The organism is Microcystis sp. MC19, from assembly GCF_003019735.1.
Taxonomy (GTDB): domain Bacteria; phylum Cyanobacteriota; class Cyanobacteriia; order Cyanobacteriales; family Microcystaceae; genus Microcystis.
Genome location: NZ_CP020664.1, coordinates 1,325,588 through 1,348,871, shown reverse-complemented (window position 1 = coordinate 1,348,871; position 23,284 = coordinate 1,325,588). Strand labels below are relative to the sequence as shown.

At 41.9% G+C, this 23,284-nt stretch carries 18 protein-coding genes; 5 read left to right on the top strand and 13 right to left on the bottom strand.

Annotated elements, in window-relative coordinates; genetic code table 11:
* Window position 1: 1 nt before the first annotated feature.
* Window positions 2–1,519 carry a group II intron reverse transcriptase/maturase gene (gene ltrA / locus B5D77_RS06980; RefSeq protein ID WP_371515160.1) on the bottom strand — a complete coding sequence of 506 codons (1,518 nt, stop codon included), beginning with the start codon at window positions 1,517–1,519 and terminating at the stop codon, window positions 2–4.
* A gap of 744 nt (window positions 1,520–2,263) precedes the next feature.
* Here ltrA and alr point away from each other — a divergent pair.
* Both alr and B5D77_RS06970 read left to right on the top strand, forming a co-directional pair.
* Window positions 2,264–3,460, top strand: a complete 1,197-nt coding sequence (gene alr / locus B5D77_RS06975) for an alanine racemase (protein WP_106908530.1) — start codon at window positions 2,264–2,266, stop codon at window positions 3,458–3,460.
* A 209-nt stretch (window positions 3,461–3,669) separates the two neighbouring features.
* Window positions 3,670–4,974, top strand: a complete 1,305-nt coding sequence (locus B5D77_RS06970) for a cytochrome P450 (RefSeq protein ID WP_106909968.1) — start codon at window positions 3,670–3,672, stop codon at window positions 4,972–4,974.
* An 89-nt stretch (window positions 4,975–5,063) separates the two neighbouring features.
* On the opposite strand, the gene B5D77_RS06965 is transcribed toward B5D77_RS06970, so the two are convergent.
* The 8 genes from B5D77_RS06965 to glyS form a co-directional block, all read right to left on the bottom strand.
* A complete protein-coding gene (locus tag B5D77_RS06965; RefSeq protein ID WP_106908529.1) occupies window positions 5,064–7,055 on the bottom strand; it encodes an AarF/ABC1/UbiB kinase family protein in 1,992 nt (663 codons plus the stop codon).
* Between the two features lie 121 nt (window positions 7,056–7,176).
* Window positions 7,177–8,268: a glycosyl transferase gene (locus B5D77_RS06960; protein ID WP_106908528.1), complete on the bottom strand. Its 1,092-nt coding sequence runs from the start codon at window positions 8,266–8,268 to the stop codon at window positions 7,177–7,179.
* 74 nt (window positions 8,269–8,342) lie between these two features.
* Window positions 8,343–9,032: an HNH endonuclease gene (locus tag B5D77_RS06955; protein ID WP_002797229.1), complete on the bottom strand. Its 690-nt coding sequence runs from the start codon at window positions 9,030–9,032 to the stop codon at window positions 8,343–8,345.
* Window positions 9,029–10,453, bottom strand: coding sequence for an AAA family ATPase (locus B5D77_RS06950; RefSeq protein WP_232306169.1), 1,425 nt, complete (start codon window positions 10,451–10,453; stop codon window positions 9,029–9,031). The genes B5D77_RS06955 and B5D77_RS06950 overlap by 4 nt, the downstream gene beginning before the upstream one ends.
* 70 nt (window positions 10,454–10,523) lie before the next feature.
* Window positions 10,524–11,597, bottom strand: a complete 1,074-nt coding sequence (bchI, locus tag B5D77_RS06945; RefSeq protein WP_008200597.1) for a magnesium chelatase ATPase subunit I — start codon at window positions 11,595–11,597, stop codon at window positions 10,524–10,526.
* An 80-nt stretch (window positions 11,598–11,677) separates the two neighbouring features.
* The gene (locus tag B5D77_RS06940; protein ID WP_008200595.1) at window positions 11,678–12,067 is read right to left on the bottom strand and encodes a hypothetical protein; all 390 of its coding nucleotides are present in this window, start codon (window positions 12,065–12,067) and stop codon (window positions 11,678–11,680) included.
* A 288-nt stretch (window positions 12,068–12,355) separates the two neighbouring features.
* On the bottom strand, window positions 12,356–12,499 hold the full coding sequence (locus B5D77_RS25775; protein WP_159036946.1) for a hypothetical protein: 144 nt from the start codon (window positions 12,497–12,499) through the stop codon (window positions 12,356–12,358).
* Window positions 12,486–14,618 carry a glycine--tRNA ligase subunit beta gene (glyS, locus tag B5D77_RS06935; protein WP_008200592.1) on the bottom strand — a complete coding sequence of 711 codons (2,133 nt, stop codon included), beginning with the start codon at window positions 14,616–14,618 and terminating at the stop codon, window positions 12,486–12,488. Before glyS ends, B5D77_RS25775 begins: the two co-directional genes overlap by 14 nt.
* Window positions 14,619–14,750: 132 nt before the next feature.
* On the opposite strand from glyS, the gene B5D77_RS06930 reads away from it, so the two are divergent.
* Entirely contained in the window at window positions 14,751–15,335 is a 585-nt protein-coding gene (locus tag B5D77_RS06930; protein ID WP_008200590.1) for a tRNA-(ms[2]io[6]A)-hydroxylase, read from the top strand.
* Window positions 15,336–15,796: 461 nt separating this feature from the next.
* Window positions 15,797–17,293 (top strand): IS5-like element ISMae6 family transposase, encoded by a 1,497-nt coding sequence (locus tag B5D77_RS06920; protein WP_106908527.1) that lies wholly within the window; start codon window positions 15,797–15,799, stop codon window positions 17,291–17,293.
* A gap of 152 nt (window positions 17,294–17,445) precedes the next feature.
* Here the strand turns inward: B5D77_RS06920 and B5D77_RS06915 are convergent, their stop codons facing one another.
* A complete protein-coding gene (locus tag B5D77_RS06915; protein WP_106908526.1) occupies window positions 17,446–18,636 on the bottom strand; it encodes a GNAT family N-acetyltransferase in 1,191 nt (396 codons plus the stop codon).
* 36 nt (window positions 18,637–18,672) lie between these two features.
* The gene (locus B5D77_RS06910) at window positions 18,673–19,353 is read right to left on the bottom strand and encodes a RibD family protein (RefSeq protein WP_008200585.1); all 681 of its coding nucleotides are present in this window, start codon (window positions 19,351–19,353) and stop codon (window positions 18,673–18,675) included.
* Between the two features lie 91 nt (window positions 19,354–19,444).
* Between B5D77_RS06910 and B5D77_RS06905 the strand changes: the two genes are divergently transcribed.
* The gene (locus tag B5D77_RS06905) at window positions 19,445–21,364 is read left to right on the top strand and encodes an ATP-binding protein (protein ID WP_106908525.1); all 1,920 of its coding nucleotides are present in this window, start codon (window positions 19,445–19,447) and stop codon (window positions 21,362–21,364) included.
* Window positions 21,365–21,413: 49 nt separating this feature from the next.
* Here the strand turns inward: B5D77_RS06905 and pheA are convergent, their stop codons facing one another.
* Together pheA and B5D77_RS06895 are read right to left on the bottom strand one after the other, a co-directional pair.
* On the bottom strand, window positions 21,414–22,268 hold the full coding sequence (gene pheA, locus B5D77_RS06900) for a prephenate dehydratase (protein ID WP_008200581.1): 855 nt from the start codon (window positions 22,266–22,268) through the stop codon (window positions 21,414–21,416).
* 98 nt (window positions 22,269–22,366) lie between these two features.
* Window positions 22,367–23,284, bottom strand: a complete 918-nt coding sequence (locus B5D77_RS06895) for a ribonuclease D (protein WP_106909967.1) — start codon at window positions 23,282–23,284, stop codon at window positions 22,367–22,369.

Below are 23,284 nucleotides of genomic sequence, written 5' to 3'. Positions count from 1 at the left end.
CCTAAACGTTTCGCACACTACTCCAGTATATTAAATCCCCATCATAGGGACTTTTATCCCCTTTCACCTTGACGTATCTTACGATTTTTGTATCTAGGTGTCTTGCCAGTTTGAAGGGGTTTTTACCTCCTCTTGTGCTGAATACCCAATTATCTTTTCCCTCAGTATGCCAATATTTACGCATTATCCAAGTTTTGTTTTTCATTGGGTGTCGTCTGTATGCCCATCTCTTGAGTTTTTCAAAGAAGTAGTAATCACAATCTGTGAATGTTTTTGAGCTTACTACTGATGAATAGTAATTGCTCCATCCTCTAATGATTGGATTGAGTCGTTTGATTAAGGCATCCTGTGGGGATGACTTCTGACTATTTACTACTTCTCCCAATTTCTTTAGATGGGACTTGACTTTTTCAGCACTAGGCTTGATTAGGGTTTTAAAACCTAGTTTGACTCCTTTACTACTTTTTGCCCCGTGATGTTTTCCGACTTGGTATTGCCTGATGTTGAATCCGAGAAAATCAAATCCAACGTAATCATCATAAGTTTCAAGAGTATGGGATATTCTTGTTTTACTAGGCTTCAGTTCTAGCCCCATTTCTGCTAACCATTGTTTAATGATTTCTTGACATTCCTTTATTACCTTTAAATCTTCGTGCAGGATAACAAAATCATCTGCATATCTGATTAGGGTTAAGGCTTGTTCATTTTTGGATTTATTGCCTTTCAGAGTTCTTGCATATTGCTTAACTCTTTCTTCCATGCCGTGTAAGGCTATGTTAGCTAGTAAAGGGGAGATTACACCTCCCTGTGGTGTGCCTTCATTGGTAGGGAATAGGTTTTTTCCATCCATGACTCCACTCTTTAGCCATGCTTTGATTTGTTGTCTTAGCTTGGGGTAAGTTTGAAGTTTTGTCAGTAGTTTCTGGTGGTTTATTTTATCAAAGCATTTACTTATGTCCGCATCTAGCACATATTTGGGCTTTTTGTTGATGCTTATGTAGATTGCTCCGATTGCGTCATGGGCTGAACGTGCTGGTCTAAATCCATAACTGTTAGGTTCAAATTTTGCTTCCCATTCGGGTTCTAATGCCAGTTTTACTAAAGCTTGTAATGCCCGTTCGTACATGGTGGGAATCCCTAGAGGTCGCTTTTCATCCGTATTGGGTTTTGGTATCCATACTCTACGAGTTGGTTTTGATTTATTGCCAGGTTTTAGATTATTGACAAGTGCCATTCTTTGTTTGGGTGTTAAGGATTTTATCCCATCTACCCCTGCGGTTTTCTTGCCTTGATTATCTTGGCTAACCCGTCTGACGGCTATCAGTTTGGCGTACCAGCTTTTTAGGAGTAGCCTTTGTAATTTGTGGACTAATTTGACATCACCCCGTTGACTGGCTTTGAATATTCTTTTTGATAACTTAAAAACACATCTTTCAGCTTTTCGCCAGTTGATGTCCTTCCATTCATACATCGGTTTTGTTGCCGTGTTCATAACTTTTTCATTACTACTTAAGACCATTCATTCCATTGAACAGTGTGTACGTCAGCATATCCTTATCTATTACAGATAGGCGTTGGCTTCTTACACAATCCTTTCCTATATGAGTCTTACGCTGGTTACTACTTAGATTTCGACCTATCTAAGAGATTCATAAGGATTACTTCGTTCCCAACAACCGTATTCCTAACTTTAGTGTCTTCCTCTATACCGAAGCTGTGTAGATGATTCTGGTTGAACTCTATCTTTTCCCAGTACGTTAGCTTGTTAACATTTTGTTGCCAGCCAATAATCTGTGTAGGCTAGGTTTCAGTGACGATACTTCTGACGGAAGTTCTTATTCATACACATAGTTAGATGCTAGACAGGTTTTGATGTCAGACTCATCTTTACTGCCATTTAACCCCGCTTTTCCCATTTTGATGACCGTTCTCCACAGGAAGGGGTTATGCTGTCACTCCATCATCTGGAGGAAAGGACTTTCACCTTCACGGTTATTGAGTTATCAAGGTTCTCAACCTTGTCCTACCCACGTCTGTTAGACTTTTGGTAGGAACGAGTCGCACGATAGATTCTGTACTTAAACGCTTTTAATATCTTGTTTACCAAACTAAATTTACTATGGTAAGCTATGCAAGGCTAAATTGTCAAGGATTTAATCGTGCTTCGCTGTTTTATATTGGTCGGGGTTTCATCCTGTCAGTACGAGGGTCTTCACCCCGACATCTGTGATAAATTGGGTTATGTGTGCAAAGGAGTGAGCGAGTGGTGTTTAGCATCGAACCAAAAATTATCAATCCGCCCAAAAACCGTCATGATTATCAATTGTCGGAAGCAATTCGCTATCGTGCTTGGGTAGAGATTGATCGCTCGGCATTACAACAAAACGTGCGAAAAGTCAAGGCCTTATTAGCCCCAAAAACGGAATTAATGGCGGTAATTAAAGCCGATGCTTACGGACACGGGGCAGTTAAGGTGGCTAACAGCGTTTTAGAAGCTGGAGCGCAATCTTTAGCCATCGCGACTATCGGGGAAGGTATCGAACTACGGGAAGCGGGAATCGTTGCCCCAATTATGATTTTAGGGGCAGTCAATACCCCAGAAGAAGTGGCAGCCTTAGCCCATTGGCAATTGCAACCCACCCTGGTGCAAATCGAACAGGTACAAATTTTTGCCAGCGTGATGAGACGCTTAGAGCAGCGGCTGCCGGTTCATATCAAACTAGATACGGGAATGTCTCGCTTAGGCACACCATGGCAAAACGGCACCAAATTCGTCGAACAGGTTTTAGAGGCTCCTAACCTGAAAATTGCCAGTATATACTCGCATTTTGCCACGGCTGACGATCCCAATCCCGAGATCATGCAGTTACAACGGCAAAGATTCCAACAAGCGATCGCCGAGTTAAGATCAAAAGGTTATCATCCTCCCTGTCTGCATTTAGCCAACTCTGCCGCTACCCTAAGCGATCGATCTCTGCACTACGATCGAGTTAGAGTCGGATTAGCTCTCTACGGTCTTTATCCCGCCGATCATCTCACCGATAAAGTCCCTTTGCAACCCGTCCTACAAGTAAAAGCGCGCATTGCTCAAGTCAAAACCATTGCCGCCGGCTCCGGAGTGAGTTATGGTCATCAGTACATAGCGGCAAAAGACACCCGTATTGCTGTGGTCGGTATCGGTTACGCCGATGGAATTCCCCGCAATCTCTCCAATCGTTTAAAAGTATCCCTGAGAGGACGTTTAGTACCCCAAATCGGCGCGATAACCATGGATCAGTTAATGATTGACGTGAGCGAGATTCCAGAGGTAAAAACAGGGGAAATCGTCACACTTATCGGTAAAGACGGTCCACAGTGCATTACCGCCGACGATTGGGCGCGGGATTTAGGTACAATATCCTGGGAAATTCTCTGCGGGTTTAAGCATCGTTTGCCGCGAATTACTATTAGCAATGGGTGATTATGGAGGTGATCTTAAAAAATGTCAATTGGCGGCAATTATCACTGTTGACTGGTGATATCTGTAATTAATTTTGCTTAGGTACTTACCGTTGTTAAGTGCGATCGCTGATCGCCAGGCTAGATGAGGGGATGAATTCTCCGGTGCTTTAGGTTAAAATAAACGGGGTTAATCGACGGCAAATGATTAGTTTTACCCTAGAGGCAGCGATGACTATAAGCAAAGATTTACCCTTACCCCCCGGCAGTTTCGGATTACCCCTATTAGGAGAAACAATCGCTTTTTTGACCGATGGGGATTTTGCCAGTAAACGTCATAATAAATATGGTCAACTTTTCCGCACTCATATTTTTGGCAGTCCCACGATTATTTTATCCGGTGCCGAAGCTAACCGGTTTCTCCTCAGCAACGAGAATAAATACTTTGCGGCAACTTGGCCTAAAAGTACCAAAACTCTCCTAGGTAGCGCATCTTTAGCGGTGCATACGGGAGATGTTCACGCTTCCCGTCGTCGTTTAATCTATCAAGCTTTTCAACCCCGGTCCCTAGCAAGTTATATCCCTACGGTAGAAACAATTACCGCTCACTATTTAGAGCGTTGGCAAACCGCAACAACCCTGTCATGGTATCCTGAATTAAGAAACTATACTCTCGATATCGCCTGTAAATTATTTGTCGGTCTTGACCAGGGTTCTGCTACCAAATTAGGAGAAGCTTTTGATACTTGGTGCGCGGGACTATTTACCCTTCCTCTTCCCCTTCCCTGGACAGCTTTCGGCAAAGCATTACGCTGTCGAGAAGAATTACTAGAAGCCATAGAAACTATCATTTTAGAAAGACAAAAAAATGATGACCCTGGCCAGGATGCTCTGGCTATCCTTTTACAAGCTAAAGACGAAAACGGTCAAAGTTTATCCCTAGCGGAATTAAAGGATCAAGTGCTATTATTACTCTTTGCTGGTCATGAAACTTTAACCTCTGCTATCGCCACTTTCTGCCTACAAATGGCACTGCATCCCGATATTTTTCAGCTTGTCCTTGAGGAAATAACTAATTTTGATCTATCCACTCCTTTAAGCGTCGATACCCTCAAACAGATGACCTATTTAGATCGCGTTTTAAAGGAAGCTTTACGTTTTACTCCACCCGTGGGAGGAGGATTCCGTCGGGTAATAGAAGACTGTCAATTTAACGGTTATCATTTGCCGAAAGGATGGGTAGTGCAGTATCAAATCACCAATACCCATAAAGATAATAATATTTATTCCCATCCTGAAACCTTCGATCCCGATCGCTTTTTAACCGAGGAAAAATCCTACGGATATATCCCCTTTGGTGCGGGATTGCGCGAATGTATCGGCAAGGAATTCGCTCGTTTAGAGATGAAAATTTTAGCCGTCCGTTTAGTAGAAAAATACGATTGGCAATTACTCCCCAATCAAGATCTGACCCTCACCTCTATCCCCACTCCCCACCCCCGGGACGGTTTACAAGTTACCTTTAAACCCCGTTAACCGGCTAGGATAAAAAAACTTTAAAAAAGTTTAGCGTTCTTCTCGTAGCCGTGAAATTTATTTCACGGCATTTATTGACCGAACAGAGGTTAATCGGCAGCGGGTAAAGCTTTCGGTAATTCTCCATTTTGCTGATGATTTGGTGTATCGAATTCGAGAACTAGGTAACGAATCAAACGCGCTAGGGATTTTTGCAGTAAACCTTCAGCAATTTTTTGTCCCATCTGTTGGGTTTCCGGTTTAGCGATTAGTTTAGTCATCACTGGCACCATAGCCATGGCATCGAATCCTTTTGTTTCCTGTAAAATACTAAAGATGTTGCGAAGATGCTCAAAAGTCTTGGCATCACCTAATAATTCTGGGGGAGTTTCTTGCACCGCTAAACCCACCTGTTCCCGGAAATTAACCGTGAGATTAAACCAAGTTCGACGACCGAAGTTATCGAGCGCATTGACTAACTCATTAACTAATTTTTCGCGGATAAATATACCCCTGTCTGAAAGGAGAAAATCTAACGCTTGATCGGTGACTTTCTCGAAGTTAAAATCATTAGAATCTTTAGCATTACGCAAGAGATTTTCTAAACGATTCCAGCGAAAAGTACCATCTTTAAATAATAAATCCCGCAGGGAATCTCGCAACTCCGTGGAAGGATCGGTGAGCAGACGTTTAGCAATGTAAGGATAGGCTTTACTCAGTACCTTAAAATTAGGATCGATGCCAATCGCTATTCCCTCTAAAGTCACCATTGAGCGAATAATCAGGGCATAATAGGCAGGAACTCGAAAGGGAAACTCATACATCATCGCCGACATTTTATCGGTGATACTTTTAAAGTTTAATTCTGCCACACTCGCCCCTAAAGCATTACCGAAAACTTCCGAAAAAGCGGGAACAATTGGCTCTAAATTGGTAGTTGGTGACAGGAAGTCTAACTTAACGTAATCCTTGGCCAAAGACTCAAAATCCCGGTTGACTAAATGCACCACCGCTTCGATTAAACCGTAGCGTTGATAGGGTTCAATATTGCTCATCATGCCGAAATCAAGATAAGCTAATTTACCGTCGGGAGTCGCTAATAAATTACCCGGATGGGGATCTGCATGGAAAAATCCGTGTTCAAGTAATTGACGCAAAGAACACTGCACCCCCACATTAACTAAGTGGGTGGCATCAATACCCTGAGCTTGAATTTCTTTGATATTAGTTAATTTTGTGCCGTCCACCCACTCCATGGTTAAAACCCGTCTCCCGGTATATTTCCAGTAGATTTTGGGGATGTAAATTTCGGCAATGTGACCATAAAGTTGAGCGAATTTTTCGGCGTTTTGTCCTTCGTGAAGATAATTAATTTCTTCAAAAATACGAGCGGCTAATTCGTCGGTAATTGCCACTAAATCGGAGCGAAGTCTTTTAATATTACCTTTCACCCAAGTCGCCAAACTACGCATGATATACACATCTAAAGTTATACAGCGAATCAAATCGGGACGCTGTACTTTAACGGCGACTTTCTCTCCGGTTTTTAATTTACCTTTATAAACTTGTCCTAGGGAAGCGGCCGCTATGGGATTGGGGGATAATTCTGCATAAATTTCTTCGGGAGAATAACCTAATTCTTCTTCGATAAAACGATAGGCAATTTCGTTAGGAAAAGAGGGAATTTGATCCTGGAGAGTGGTTAATTCTTCTAAATATAAAGGTGGTACTAAATCGGGCCGGGTAGAGAGAGCTTGACCGATCTTAATATAGGTGGGTCCCAATTTGGTCAAGATTTCCCGCAATTGTACAGCCCGTCTAATTTCATTTTTCGGCGATTTTCCCCGCAGTTTATCCCACCAGATAGCGATGACAAAAGATAAAACCGGCAGGGCAATTTCGATTAATCTCCCCACAACTTCTAGAGGTCGCCGACGGTAATAGTCGTTAATAACTTGGGGATTGTAGCGCCAACTCTCGGCTACGTTGTCATCCATGGGGCCGGTATCTTCCCGATGTTCTTCGGGAATATGGACCGGCTGCACTTCAACAGTAATCGCTTCTGGGGTTTGCGTCTCCGGGGAGATCATCTGTTCGGACATAGTTCGGTGACGGGGCAGGGTGATTTGTAAACTATTGTAACAAGTATCGGCTTTCTGCCCGATCTTGTTTCTGTCTCCCTAGTTCTAGGTTCAGGTTGGCCGTCAACTTTCCCCGGGAGGGTTATTGCCTCTCAAAGTATTCTACGATAGCTCTCGCTATCGATTCTGCACCATCTTTAGCCAGTTTAACCTTTAATCTGGGCGGTTGGGGAGCTTGGCGTAAAAAGTCCCAATTACCTTGAAAAAATTCTTCACTGCTAATAATTTGATGATAACTATAATCTTGGATTCCAGCCAATAAAATCGCTGATTCGGCGAAACCTTCTCGCATCAGGGAAACAATCGGAACCTCTAATTTTAAAGCCTCGGCAAAGGTACTATATCCCGGTTTGGAAATAATTCGATCGCATAGGGGCATAAAATCCACAGGACGATAGCTCCGATCTGGTTTATCCTGTAGGCGGATTAAATTGGGCAATTCGGGCGCGTTTTTTTCAAAAGTGATAAATTGCCAATCGGGAAAACTGGCGAGATTATTATATGGAATTGCTTCTAATCCTAACCCACCAAAACTCAATAAAATAGTTTTTTCTTTAGGGGCATTTAGCTTAAATTCCTGTCGTAATTGTTCTTCACTGTAGCGAGGTGTCCCCCCGGTTAAATTCGCTTCTGTAACGTGAGGAAATGCTGTCATTGCTTCCGCTAAAGGCAGTTTAAACAAGCGATCACATTGATTATAACAACGACTAATCCAATCACTAATACTGGCAAATTCTTCACCCCAATCACGATAGATAAAATCCCAGCCAAAGTTACCGATCATCCAACAAGGAAGCCCCGCACTTTTGGCAATTAGTGCCGCTAAGGGCGGTAAATCGGCCACAACTAAACCCACACGATTAGTTTTAATAAAATTAACTTCACTGGCAATAATTGACCTAGATTGAGCAATTATTTGTTCTAATTTTTCTTTGGTAGCTAATTTATCCATCGTTAAACTATCCGATTGGATTACTCCCACATCAAACCCCCGATGTCTTTGAATATATTCTCCGGATATATAGGAATCTAATAACCAGCGCGGAGCAGTGGTGACTAATATCGGCAAAATTTCGGGATTAAGTTCAATAATATTAGCTACTACCGAAGCACTGCGGACGGCATGGCCAAAACCATGATTAGTAACGGCAAAATAAACAACAGGACGAGACATAAATATCAAGTAGGGTGAGAATAATAAGCAAGAAATTTTGTTTTTCAGACTGTAGATAATAATTACCCCTGATTTTAGGGAGGCAAATGAGGCAGTATATAAATACTAGCAAAAGCATAATATTCCGCTCCCGATTGACAAGCTTCTTGCAGTAAAGATAAAGCCTCCGAGTCTCCTTGTTTTGCGAAACGTAATAATGCTAACAACCTTTTAATATATTGACTACGATAGTTAATTAATTCTTTTCGTCCACGCATACCATTGAGATCGAACAAATCTTCAACAATTTGACCACGTCGATCCCGACCATAAACACTGGCCAATTTTGCCATTTCATCCCAAACAAATTCAAGATGTGTATTCGGATCGGTTACTCCATCCGTGGGGTCTATTAACAGAGGATTTCCTGTGATATCATCGAGAGGAAAATTTGTGCCTTTGTGATTGGCATCATTACATTTATCACAAGAAAGCAGTAAATTCTCCCAAGTAAAAGTCAGATCAGGATACTGGCTTTTTGGATAAAAATGTTCGATCGCTCCGTAAGTTACCACTATAATCTTACTTTCACAGTAAGCGCATTTCCCATTAAACATTTTAACTAATGCGTCTTTAACTTGCGGATGACTGTATTTATTTTGTGCTTGGTTAATTTGAGCTTTAGTTGCCTTGTTGTTTGATTTTATTGATTCTAAAGCCTCTAGCCAACGAGCGGCATTTTTAGCTAATACGGGTGGCTCTGATATTCTGGTGACAGCAATCAAGATAAACGCTCCTCTAGTAAGGCATCAATTCGGGATTCTAAACTATTAGGTTGACTGATTTCGCCAAAGGGTTTAACTTCTCCAACAAATAATGACAGTTGTTCATATTCTTGCTTTTCTGCTGCCGCCAGATTTTTCTTTTTACGATTTAGTTGGTGGTAACGCTTAATTTTATTTTCTGTATCAGTGGGATAGGTTGATTTCAGACCAAAAGCAGAACTTGTTAAAGTACGATCAACATTAGCCGCTAATTCTTTATAATGAATTTCTACAATCTCTAATTCACACGCTACCAGATCGATTCGTAGGGTTAAAGAATTTGGCCCCGCACCGGCAGCGATTAAAGGACTATGAGTAGCGACAAAGAATTGAAGCTTGGGAAAAACTTCCTGTAACCATCCAGCAATTTCCCTTTGCCAAGAAGGATGTAAATGAATATCTAACTCATCGATTAAGACGACTCCAGAAGCCTCTGTGGGGTTATCTAGATCGGGGAAGGATTGTAATAATCGCCAAATTAAATCCCCAGCTAAAGCAATCATACTCCGAAAACCATCGGATAAACTAATGGTTGGAACTTTTTGGCCGTTAACTAGAAACTGAATCAAGCCATCGGCAGTTACTTCAGCAATTTCTACATTACCAGGTAACAGTTTAGTAATTGCTTCTTCACCGATTTTTTTCATTTGTTTGGCTTGAATATCTGTGGGATTTTTGGCTATTCGATAATCTAAATACACCATCCATCTCTCAAAAGAACTTAAAGATGTATCCTCATTAAATTGGCTGAAAAAGTTGCTAGAGCGTTTCGGAGGTTCAAGACTAGGAATAATCACTTGACTCACTCGTGTCAAACGACGGAAAGCTCCATAACCGACGGCAAACCAACCATGATTATCGGAGGCAAAAGCATTGGCTCGCAACCAACTCAAAATTTTAGTATTTTCTTCGATTAATGCTGGTTCTGTATAGGTTTGTTTGTCCTTACTGCCTCCTAACTCTAACCTTTCCTTGCCTGTAACAAAATAGGAATAAGCAAAAGTTTTTCGAGTTTTATCCGTACCAAATTTTCCCGCATCCCCATCTTCTTGATGAAGCACTGCGGTTAATTTACCCGGTGTCTTGGGATTACATATCCAACCAGTCGGACGTGGTAATAATTCTTTGGCTGCTTCTGGTCCGGCGAGCAGCAAAGCTAAAGCCTGTAAAATCGTGCTTTTTCCTACTCCATTTTCTCCCAATAAAGTGATCCAACGACAAGGTTTAGCATCCTGACGACGTTTATTATCGGGATTACTAATAAATTTAATCTCTTGATTCTGGAAGCATTTAATGTTTTCGAGTTTTATACTTTCAACCCACATGGACATTCCCCCAGAGAATAACAGCGATCGATAAAATTCTAGCTTATTTGGCCACATCTAGCCCTTTTTGGCCTTCATCTCTAAATCCAGTCAAAAACCCTCTCTTCGCAGAGAGGGTGAATTAGATTTAGGAATTTTCTTCTAATCCAAAGACGCGATTAAAAGCTTTCAAGACTTTATAACCAGAATCGATCGATTCTAGCGGATCTTTCCGCAAACGGTGACGTAAACAGAGAACAATTACCCGACGGATATCATCTACCGTCACAGTTGTCCGTCCTTCTAAAGCGGCCAGAGCTTTGGCGGCGCGATTGGTAACGATATCGCCGCGCAATCCGTCCACGTCTAACTCGGAACAAACCTCGGAAATTTTCACCCGCAGATCATAATCAAGCTCCACGGAAGGCAAAAGATTCTGGGCCTCCACTAGCTTTCTTTGCAGTTCTTCCTGTTCTAAGTTATATTTCTCTAAAAACGAGAGGGGATTGCCATCAAATTCCGCACGCTGTTCCACGATTTTGACCCGTAGAGGTGGTTCTTTGACGGTGTGTATCTCGGCGTGCATTCCGAAGCGATCGAGCAGTTGTGGGCGCAATTCTCCCTCTTCTGGGTTGCCCGATCCCACCAAAACAAACCGGGCCGGGTGACGGATGGAAATTCCTTCCCGTTCCACCGTATTCCAACCACTAGCGGCCGAATCCAATAGCACATCGACGAGGTGATCGTCAAGTAAATTGACTTCATCCACATAGAGAATGCCGCGGTTAGCTTTGGCCAGCAATCCTGGTTCAAAAGCTTTTACCCCTTCTGACAGGGCTTTTTCGATGTCAATCGTGCCACAGACCCGATCCTCCGTCGCACCGAGGGGCAGATCTACCATAGTGACTTTTTTCTTGGCAATGGTCAAGGGGATGGCCTCGTCCACCCTTTGCCGCACCTCATCGCTCATTAAATCGGGATCATTGGGGTCAGAATTAAAGGGATCGTTAGCAACTACGTCAATTTCTGGTAAAAGGTCGGCTAAAGCCCTAATGGTGGTCGATTTTCCCGTACCTCGATCTCCCATAATCATCACCCCGCCAATTTTGGGGTCGATGACGTTGAGCATTAGGGCCAATTTCATTTCTTCCTGGCCGACAATAGCGGTGAAGGGAAAAACCACGCGGCGAGTTTTCGGAGGAGCTTGGGGAGTCACGGTCATAGGTGGATTCAAAAGTCAATAGTTTTTGCGTTAAGAATTATATCTAGTGGGGATTCTAGTCGTCAGCTTTCAGCAAAGCTTTATTGTAAGTCTTTTTTTCTGCTTTTTAAGATCCAGCACCAGAGGGGATGACCTGGCCCTTTGTCCCGGATTTTCTGCACCCGTTGTTCTAAGCGCAGTTTTTCTCTGGGGGAAAGTCCTAAAATAATGTTGCGACTTTGCCAGACTAGCACTGCTCCTGTCATGGCAACACAAAAGGCTAGACCGATAGAGGGCCAGTAATTGAAAGCTAAAGCGTATCTTAGGGCTGTCCAAGTAAAATACTGCCGTATTAAGGCTATATCATCGCGTAAAACCCATAAACTAGCCGAACCAATCCCTAACCAACAACCCAACACGAACAACCAACGACCCCATACCGTCAGTCGATGTAATCTTTTGACCTGTTGCTGTAGTTCAAAATCGGCCATTTTAGTTATCAGTGAGCAGTAATCAGTGGAGGTGTGGGGTGTGGGGTGTGGGGTGTGGGGTGTAGGGTGTAGGGTGTGGGGTGTAGGGTGTGGGGTGATGGGGAGAATCAATAAAGGGGCTCTTCTAGGTTCTGTGTGATCAGTTTAACTTACAATATGATCGATCAATCTTTGTGTCCTTTGTGTCTTTGTGGTTCGTTCCACTCACTCGCCAGCAGGACTGTATCCTAGAATACATTTTACCCACCAAACCTGGGAGAGCCATAAAGGTAGTCTATTGACAACTGCTCACTGATTACCACTGTCCACTGAAAACTCAAATCTGATAACTGATAACTGATAACTGATAACTGATAACTGATAACTGATAACTGATAACTGATAACTGATAACTGATAACTGATAACTGATAACTGAATTATCCCTTGACAATTGCCCCAAAATCTGCTAGGACTCGGGCGTGATTTCGCAGTAAACCCAACAGATTTAAACGATTGCGACGGACAGATTCTTTTTCTGCCATGACTAACACACTATTTTCGCCATCAAAAAAGTCAGCCACCACGGGAGAAATTGCCGTTAAAGCGGTGACAAGACGCTGATAATCTCTTTGCTCTCTGGCACTGATAGTTTCGGGAATTAGGGCAATTAAAGCGTCATAAAATGCCTGTTCCGAGGATTGTTCAAATAACTCCGTATTGATGATTGCCTTGGCTTCTAGGGTAGTTGTATCTAAATCTCCTTTTTGTGCTAAACGGGTGGAGCGATTGACGGTTTCATAGATGTTGGCTAACTGACCATCCTGACGAATTTGGCATAAAAAGCGGGCGCGTTCACGGGTATCTAATAAATTTTCTAAAGCGCGAGACTTATACTCCAGATCGTTTTCCCCCAAAACTGCATTAACGAGATCGTAATCTATCCTCAAATCATCAATTAGGAGAGTTTGCAGACGTTGTAAAAAGAAATCTTTAATCAGATTGGCTGGGTTGGGTTTATCGGGATGACTGGTGACAAAATCCTCAGCTATTTGCTCAATTAATGCCAAAAGATTGATATTAAAATCGGCCGACCAGATAATACTAATTATTGCATTGGCAGCCCGACGGAGAGCGAAGGGATCTGAGGAACCAGTGGGCAGCATTCCCAGTCCAAAAATACCGACCAAAGTATCCAATCTGTCGGCAAGTCCCACCACTTGACCGGTGATTGTTTCCGGGAGTAAATCCCCAGCATTGCGAGGCAGATAATGTTCAAAAATGCCCCGGGCAACTACGGCCGATTCACCACTAATTAAAGCATATTTTTCGGCCATTACTCCCTGTAATTCTGGAAATTCATAGACCATTTGGGTAACTAAATCCGCTTTACAAAGCATGGCAGTGGATTCTATATCACTGCGACTTTGTTCATCGAGATTTAACTGTTCGACGATCATCTGGGCAATTTCCATAATCCGATCGACTTTATCGCGCATGGTTCCCAATTCTTCTTGAAAAGTGACGGTTTCCAGTTGGGGAAGGAAACTATCTAAGGGTTCATCACAATCGGCAGTATAGAAAAATCTGGCATCAGCTAACCGTGCGCGGATAACCCTTTCATTTCCTGCGGAGATAATCTCAGATTTTTGGGGATCGCCATTGGAAATAGTGATAAAATAGGGTGACAAACCCTGGGGAGTTTTCACTGGGAAATAACGCTGATGTGTCACCATCACGGTAATAATTACTTCTGGGGGTAATTCCAGAAATTCATCGTCAAATTTACCGACAATTGCCGTGGGATATTCGACTAAGTTAGTCACTTCTGCTAATAAATCGGCGGGAATTTCTGCCACTCCCTGGAGTTTTTTGGCCAGGGTGGTAATCTGATCAGTAATTATCTGTTGACGCACTTGCGGATCCGCTTCCACAAAAATTGATCGCAAACTGGTTAAATATGCTTGGGGGTGACTAATGGCTAAGGATTGCGGGTGTAGAATGCGATGACCAAAAGTTAAGCGATCGCTGGTTAAAGTGGTGGAGCCATTAATTAATTCTAGGGGTAAAACTTCCCCATCCACTAAAGTTAATAACCAACGAATTGGCCGGGGAAATCTTAAATCGCCATCTCCCCAACGCATAAAACGTCTTCCTTCTAAACGGGTAATCCATTGGGGAATTAATTCAGTTAAAATCTCGGCTGTTGGACGACCCGGAATCGTTTTTTCAACATAGACAAATTGTCCTTTGTCCGTGGCACGAATGGAGAAAGCAGCGGTGCTAACTCCCTGTTTTCGAGCAAAACCCTCACCTGCGGCGGTAATTTGGCCATTTTTGTAGGCGGCACTAACTGGCGGTCCTTTGATCTCCTCGCTGCGCGCTTCTTGCTCCCTCGGTAATCCTGTGATTAACACGGCCAAACGGCGCGGGGTTGCGTAAACTTGAATAGCAGTCGCGTCCAGAGATTCCGTCTCTAAACTCTTGCTAACTCTTTCCTGCAATTGTGCGATCGCGCTATCGACAAAATCTGCGGGTAGTTCTTCTGTACCGACTTCCAGTAAAAAATCCATCTGATTGATTGGCCGTGTTTATGCTTCACCAATCATCTAGGCTATCACAGAAGCCGTGTCCTTAGTTTTTGACTGGTGTTGTTCGACTTTTTGGGTTAGGGTGAAAGAGGCAGCAAATTGGAATCAGCGACGATGGGAAAGATTAATTTATTAGTCAGTGCCACCTCTGAGGATTGGATAGAACAGGCAATTAATAATTTAGAGATTATTCTGCTCGATCATTCCCATTGTGAGCGAAAAGCGGCAGGAGTGGCCTTAAATCTCATGTTTCGTTATCCTTCCTACGCTTCCCTCGTGCGGAAATTAACAGCGATCGCACAAGAGGAATTAGAACATTTTGAACAGGTCAATCAATGGTTAGATAAATGGGGAATTCCCCTCGCTCCCTTAAATTCTCCCCCCTATGGTGCTAAATTAAAGGCCCAGATTCGTCACCAAGAACCCGATCGCCTTTTGGATTCTCTGTTAATATCAGCTTTAATTGAGGCGCGTTCCCACGAAAGATTGGGTTTATTGGCAGAATATTGTCCCGATCCTCAATTAGGTCAATTTTATCGCGGTTTAATGGCTTCCGAAGCCCGTCATTATGGTATTTATTGGCTATTAGCAGCGGATTATTTTGAACGGACAGTGATCGAGGAACGCTTAGAAACCCTAGCGGCGATCGAAAGTGAGATTTTAGCCAATCTGCACCCGGAACCTCGTATTCATAGTTGATTGCACTAATAGAGACAATGGCTGCAGCTCACATTTGCAGAAATACGGACAATTAGCAATTATCAGTGACTCTTAAATTATTACAAATATATCAGCAGCTGCCTGTAAGCATCCCACCAAAAAACTAATGCGCGAGGGGTTTGGGGACGGCGCTTGCGTCCCCAACGGGGGGTTTGGGGGGTAGAACCCCCCAAAAGCTTGGATTGAGTGATCAAATCGGAAGTAATGACCAATTTTAGAAGATAGTTTCCCCGTAAAAATCCCAACTTAGTAGATTTACAAAAATCAGATGCACCCAGGGACAAACCCTATCTAGGGTTTGCTGAATAATGGTAAAAACCTTACAGGAAAGGGCTTTTAGCTTGATTGAGAGCTTCCCAAATGCACTTAAATCTGCTAGAATCTCTTAAAACCCTTGCATCACCCTTGCATCACCCTTGCATCTTCTCTAATTAGTGCTAATGTACCGTAAAAGCGAGTTACCCTCAACCCCACCAGAAAAATTCGAGCTGCCCTTTGAGGGGAAATTATCCCAAGACAATCGTTGGGTAATTATGGCCAACCTCATTCCCTGGTCAGAATTTGAAGCGGAATACGCATCACTTTTTTCAGAAGAAATGGGCACACCCGCCAAAACATTCAGGACAGCACTCGGAGCATTAATTATTAAAGAAAAATTAGGAACAAGCGATAGAGAAACGGTAGAACAAATCAAAGAAAATCCTTATTTACAATACTTCTTGGGGTTTTCATCCTACAGCAATGAACCCCGGTTTGAAGCGTCAATGTTGGTTCACTTTCGAGAAAGAATTACTCTGGAACTAATTAATAAAGTGAATCGCTTTATGGTCAAAAATTCGAGAGAAATAAAAGAAGAAGAAAACACCGAAAAAAAGTTAGAGAGCGAAACCCAAAGTCAACCAGAAAATCGAGGTAAATTAATTTTAGATGCCAGTTGTGCGCCCGCAGATATTAGTTATCCTACGGATTTAAACCTGTTAAATCAAGGAAGAAAACAAACCGAAAAAATTATTGATATTCTCTATGAAACTTTAAAAGGAAAACTTGTTCAAAAACCGAGAACCTATCGTCTCCTAGCCAGAAAAAGTTATTTAGAAGTAGCAAAAAAAAGAAAACCTACCGTCAAACAAAGACGAAAAGCTCTGAAAAGACAACTGCAATATCTAAAAAGAAATCTCGACCATATTGAACAACTTTTAGCAGAAGGAGCCTCGCTACAAAGCTTGAAAAAAAGAGACTATAAGCTGTTATTAGTAGTCACAGAAGTTTATCGCCAACAACTCTGGATGTACCAAAATAACAAACAGAGTATTGAAGACAGAATTGTCAGCTTAACTCAACCCCATATCCGTCCGATAGTCAGAGGAAAAGCTGGAAAACCCGTAGAATTTGGGGCTAAATTCTCAGCAAGCTGTATAGATGGTTACATATTTTTAGACCGGATTAGTTGGGATAACTTTAATGAATCGGGAGATTTAAAAGCACAAATAGAAGCTTATTATGACTATACAGGATACTATCCAGAATCAGTTCATGTGGACAAAATTTATCGAACCAGAGAAAACCGAGCTTGGTGTAAAGAAAGGGGAATCAGAATCAGTGGTCCCCCATTAGGAAGACCAGCCAAAAATGTTAGTAAAGAACAAAAGAAACAAGCTACCGATGATGAGAGGATTCGGAATTGTATAGAGGGCAAATTTGGACAGGGGAAAAGAAGATTTAGCTTAGGTAAAGTGATGGCTAAACTTCCTCATACTTCCTTTTCAGCGATTGCTATTACTTTTTTAGTCATGAATCTTTCTAACCTGTTGAGGCAGGTTTTTTGGGCTTTTTTATGTCTGAAATGGAAAAACAGCACTTTTTCTCGGTCAATGATTAGGATAAGTTATAACTTAAAAATTAATCAACAACTAAAGCTTATGCTTGTAGCTAAGTGAAATCATTGATTAAGAGACCTGTACTTTTCAATGACTTTTTCAGCAGACCCTATCTATAGCGTTTCTGATTCACAAGAGGTACATTCCTGATCCTGAACAGCTTAATCAGCAAAGGTTTAAGTGTGCCGCACAGATGCGAGAACCGCTATAAATTACTCATTGAACTCAATTTCTCTCTTAGAAAAGGGTAAATCTTGATTGATTGCATCAATTTCTTCCTGTTCCATTTGATTAATTTCCTGGATATAATTGCGGAGAATTTGAGTCATTTTCCCATGATAAAAACGGTGTAAACTGTGATTAGCAGTAGCGGGAAAACCCCGTCTTTTTTTATGTTGTCCTCCCGCACCGGGGTCAAACATGGTAATACCTTGACTAATTGCCCAATCGATCGGTTGATAGTAACAAGCTTCAAAATGTAAACAGTCGTACTCTTGAAAACTGCCCCAGTAACGACCATAAAGATTAGTATCTTTGCGAATACAAAAAGATAAACCCACCGGTTTAGTATCCTTTTCATTTTGGTAGGCAGTAATCAAAACCACTCGCTGACGATAATTCGGATATAATTGTTCAAAAAATTTCTGTGTCAGATATTTACTTCCCCAGTAAAATTTATCACAGGTACTGCTATAAAACCGATAAATTAACGGGAATAAATGATGGGGAATTTCTTCGGCGGCCAGAGTTTTAATAATTAACCCCGCATTAGTCACCGCTTTCCGTTCCCGTTTAATATTGCGCCGTTGATTAGCATTAAAAACCGTCAGATAATCTTCAAAACTTTGAAAACCCTTGTTATTCCAAATATAACTATGATGTAACCAGGGAGTAAAGCCAAAATTTTCCATTAAAATTCGCCATTGGGGATCGACAAAAAGAAAATGACAACCCGACAGATTATTTTGATCACAAAAATGATCAATCGCCCCTATCATTAAAGCAGTAATCTCTGGTTCATTTTCCCCCGGAGCAATTAAAAAACGATAACCCACTGCTGGAGTAAAAGGGGTCATTCCTAACAGTTTTGGATAGTATCTAATCCCCAAACGACGGGAAAGATCGGCCCATTGGTGGTCAAAGACAAATTCACCGTAACTATGACTTTTAATATACAAAGGAGCGGCGGCAATTAACTCAGTACCGCGCCAAACTGTGAGATGAGCAGGTTGCCACCCCGTGCGTCCTGTGGCGCTGCCGGAAGTTTCGATATTATGTAACCATTCCCACTCTAGAAAGGGAGTAGTTAGGGGTTGAGCGAGAGCATCCCATTTTTGTTGGGGAATCTCACTCATTTTATCAATCCAAGCCACAGAGTATTGGGGTTTAAGCTGTTCTACCATGGGACAAGATAAGTCAACCTTTTTATTTAAGGTAATCTAGTTTTGAGATTTATGGGACTGCCGTTCCAGGGAATAATGTAGGAAAATTTCTGCTTCCACGGTTTCCACGCTCAAAAGTTGTAATTTTCTGGCAGAATCAGCCAGAAATCCAGTTCCTCCCAGGGGAGTTGCCGCTTTATTGCCTCCTAACAGCAACGGACAAATAGTTAGATAGATTTCATCGATTAAATCTTCAGCTAAAAGAGAGGCAATTAATTCACCTCCTCCCAGAATCGCCAGCTTTTTGATACCTAGGGCGGTAAATTGTCTAAAAATAGCCTTCCAATCGCCGCAGACTAAGACAATCTCAAATAAACCCCGATTTTCCCATGCCGCCACTTTTTCCGCTGCCGTGATTAACCAGCGCGGGAAAGGCTGCTGAAAAAATTTCATCCGGGGATCAAGCTGGCCTGAATAAGAACAAACGATCTGTATCGGTTGCGGGGATAATCCCCGTTGTTGACGGTATGCGAGAAAATCGGGATGACGGATAGGAAGACTGGTGTGATAAGCGCGTAGGGTGTTAGCACCGAATAAAGCGGCATCCATGCGCGATAAATGTTGTTCTAGACGCATTTTATCGGTAGCAGAGGCAAATCTGGCCGCTGACTGGTAGGCGTCGGCAATTTTACCATCGGCACTCATGGCTAAAATAACGGTGGTGTGAGGACGATTCATGGCAAATGCTCGGGGATATCACCCGGTCCGATTGGTTAATAGGCTAGTATAGTCTGGAGTTTGATAGCAAGAATCAAACCAATTTCTGCCTATGTCTATCGGTCAATCCTCTTTTCGTCGTATTCTGCTCTCTCGCTTACTCCTAATCAGTGTACCTGTACTACTGATGGGAGTTTATATCACCTATCGTAAAGCGAGATCGGCTTTTTTGGAAACGGCCCGTCAAAATCTCACCGAAAGTGCTATCAGAAAAGCAGATAATATTAATCAATCAATTCAATTTTTGCAGGCTAATCTGATCACTGCGGGGGAAAGTCTGGTTTTAAAACAGGGAACCTTAGCCGAAAAAGAAGCTTTTTTACAACAATTCACGGCGCAGCTTCCCCATGAGATTAACTGTGTGGAATTAATTGATATTAAAACCAAGAAACCTTTATTAAATCGAGCCTGTAAACCAGAAATTATCAAGGTTTTGCCTCTGGAAAGATGTCCAGAAAAACGGACTAGCTTTGCCAGAAATATCGAAAATATCTTAGTTAGAAGTTTACCCCGAGAACTTTTGACCAAATCTCCCGATAATAATCGTCAATTAGAGTTAGTTTTTGCCGTTCCCATCTACGATAATCAAGGACAATTACAATCTAGTCTAATTCTGCAAGCTTCTCTACTTTACAGTGAGAAGGTTTTACCCGGTTCTTTGTCAGGTTATCCCGTGGTTATTTCTGAAAATGGCATTATTCTCGCTCATCCCTATTTTGATCGCATTGGTAGCCATATCAGTCAAGAAGCTGATGCTGAACGCCTCAAGATAATCATCAGTAATGCTGTTAAAGGTCGGCAGAGATTTCTCCATTTATTTTCTTTCGAGAAAGATGGCCAAGAATTAGTCGCTGGTTATAGTTCTCTCCCCAGTCCAGTTACGGGAGAATCATCCCAAAAATGGGTAGTTCTAGCCATTAGTTCCCTCTCCCAAGCTCTAGTTCCTCTACAACAAATTTGGGAGGCAATTTTTTATCTGATTTCTGGTTTATTATTAGCTTATTTAGTAGCTATTGCACTGATCGCTAGGGATTTGGCCATACCTTTAGAAAAACTGCGAGATTATGCCTTAAATATTCAGCAAATTCCTTCCCAAAAGATTAGACCAGAAAACTTTAATATTCGAGAAATTAATCAGTTAGCCTCGGCCTTAGAGGAAATGCTCGAACGCTTACGCCTTTGGGGAGAAGAAATAGTTAAGAGTCGGCAAGAAGCGGAAAATGCTAATCAATTAAAAAACCAATTTTTGGCCAATACTTCCCACGAATTACGCACCCCTCTCAATGGTATTATTGGCTCAATTCGTTGTGTTATGGATGGATTTTGTAATAGTGAGGAGGAGGAAAAAGAATATCTGCAACAAGCGGATAATGCCGCCATACATCTTTTGGAAATTATTGATGATATTCTCAGTATTGCTAAAATAGAATCGGGCAAAGTTTCCGTTAATCCTGAACCAGTAGATTTACACCAAATTATCAATGAAGTTATTAATTTACAAACAGCATCGCTACAACGTAAGTGCTTAAAATTAAATTTGCTTTTCTGTCCAGAAAATCCGATAGTCTATGCTGATCCCACTAAATTAAAACAGGTAATTTTGAATGTTATTTCTAACTCAATTAAATTTACCGAGACGGGAACTATTTCTCTGATAACTCACCTAGAACATCCACAGGCTATTATTACTGTAATCGATACAGGAATCGGTATAGACCCCCAGCAGCAATCAAAATTATTTCGCCCTTTTGTGATGATTGATGGTTCCACAACTAGAAAATTTAGCGGTACGGGTTTAGGATTAGCTATTTCTAAGAATTTGATGAAAATGATGGGGGGAGATATTACTATCTCTAGTCAAGGTCAAGGTTTAGGAACAACTGTGGAAATTATTCTTCCCCTAGGGGGGGAAAAAAAGCTTGATTCTACCCCAGAGGAAAACTCATCTTTGCCGATTCTTCCCTTGTCTTAAAACCCAAAAATATCTCTATTTAACTTCTGTAATTTCCAGTGAATTTAGTTTATAATTCCTCTAAACTTTCTACAGGTAAATTAACCACCTGATAAGCACCAAAAACCTCGATCGCATCGGTATAATTGGTTAATTCTTCTAAAGTTTCTGCGATTAAATGCTGTTGCTCTGGATTAATTTCTAGATCAATAAAAAATATGTATTCCCCTAAAGATCGTTTCGTTGGTCGCGATTCGATCCGAGATAAATTAAGCTGACGTTTGGCAAAAACTTCTAAGGGTTTGACTAAAGCACCGGGTTGATCTAAAACTTGAAAAGCGAGGGACATTCGCTCCCCTTGGGGATGGGAAGTTAAAGCCATTACCCAAAAACGGGTACAATTATCGGGATAATCATTAATTGGTTGTATTAATATTGGCACATGATAGAGTTTGGCCGCCCGGGGAGAAGCAATCGCAGCCGAATTAGTCTCTCGATCGAGAATTTGAATCGCTTCTGTGGTAGAATTAGTAGGAATAATCGGCACGGTAGGCAAATTATTTTCTAGCCATTTTTGACATTGGGCTAAAGCTTGGGGATGGGAATAAACGGTTTTAATTTCTGTTAGCGATTGACTGGGAGATAGCAGTGCATGGGAAATCGGTAAAACTAATTCTTGTTGAATCTGTAACCCGGGTAATTGCCATAAAGCATCAAGCGTCATTACCACACTTCCCTCGGTGGAATTTTCCACCGGGACTACTGCTAAATCGGCCTGATTTTGGACAACCGATCGCAGGGCCAGGGCAATGCTAGGATAGGGTATTAATTGACGAGGCTGGGGTGGTAAACTGTTAGCAAATGCTAAAGCGGCTGTTTCTGAATAGGTTCCCACCGGCCCCAGATAAGCGATCTTTACAGTCATTGAAATTATCCCCGCAAGCAATTTTTTCTAGCTATTACAGCCTTTTTCATAAATATCAAGTATAACCTAATTTGGTATTGACTCCTATTCTGCTATAATCATCTCAAGTCAGCTTCACTTTCTTGGATGGTCAATTGACTGATTTTTTGGCGAGTTTCCTCGATGGTTAACCCTTGGGCTAAATCCCCCAATCCCTTGAGCAGATCATTAGTTAAGGAAAGAGATATTTGGCTATCCTGGCCCGATAAATAGACAACCTTGGCTAATTCGGCCAGTTTAACTTTTTTGCTGGTGCGATTTTGGTAACTGACCGAAAACCCGTTAATCTCTGCAGCTTCTTGCTCAATCATTGCCGACTTTAAACGTTCCTTGAGATGTTCCATCTCTGTGTCTAAAATCTTCCATTGCTGGTAAATTTCCCAATAACGATTAGTTAATCTTTCCAGATTCTCACCAGCGGGATCGGGAGTAATTAAATGGGAAAGCTGCAAAAGACGATGATGGATTTGGGCCGTATATACAGGGTCTTTTTGTGCATATTCTAGCTGGGCCGCAGTTAAAGGTCTTTTGCCCCAATTCCCCCCCTGTTCAGTCTTATCAATAGGGGGAAAATGACAAAGACATTCAGCCAGGGTTTTCAGTTGATAATTGGGTAAGGGAGCAATATAGTAGGGAACCTTTTTAGCTAACTCTAGGGTACAGGTAATTTTTTTAACTTGTCCCTTACCGCCCAAAAATTTACAATCATAACTAGCATTGTGAAAAACCTTTTCTATCCGGTCAACCAGCATGATTTTAGTGATAAAATAGTTAGTAAGATCGGGTCGATCGAGAACATCCAAAATTGTCACCCGCTCACCCGTTAAGTCCGTGGAATCGGCAAGAATTTGAATCAGAGACAAACGGGGGGTCTTGCTATCGTAATCGGCTACTTCCGTATCTAACCAAAGAATGGGAAAATGGCAAAAGTGATCGATCGCATTCCTAATAGCGTCGGATTCCGTTAAATAAGGCAT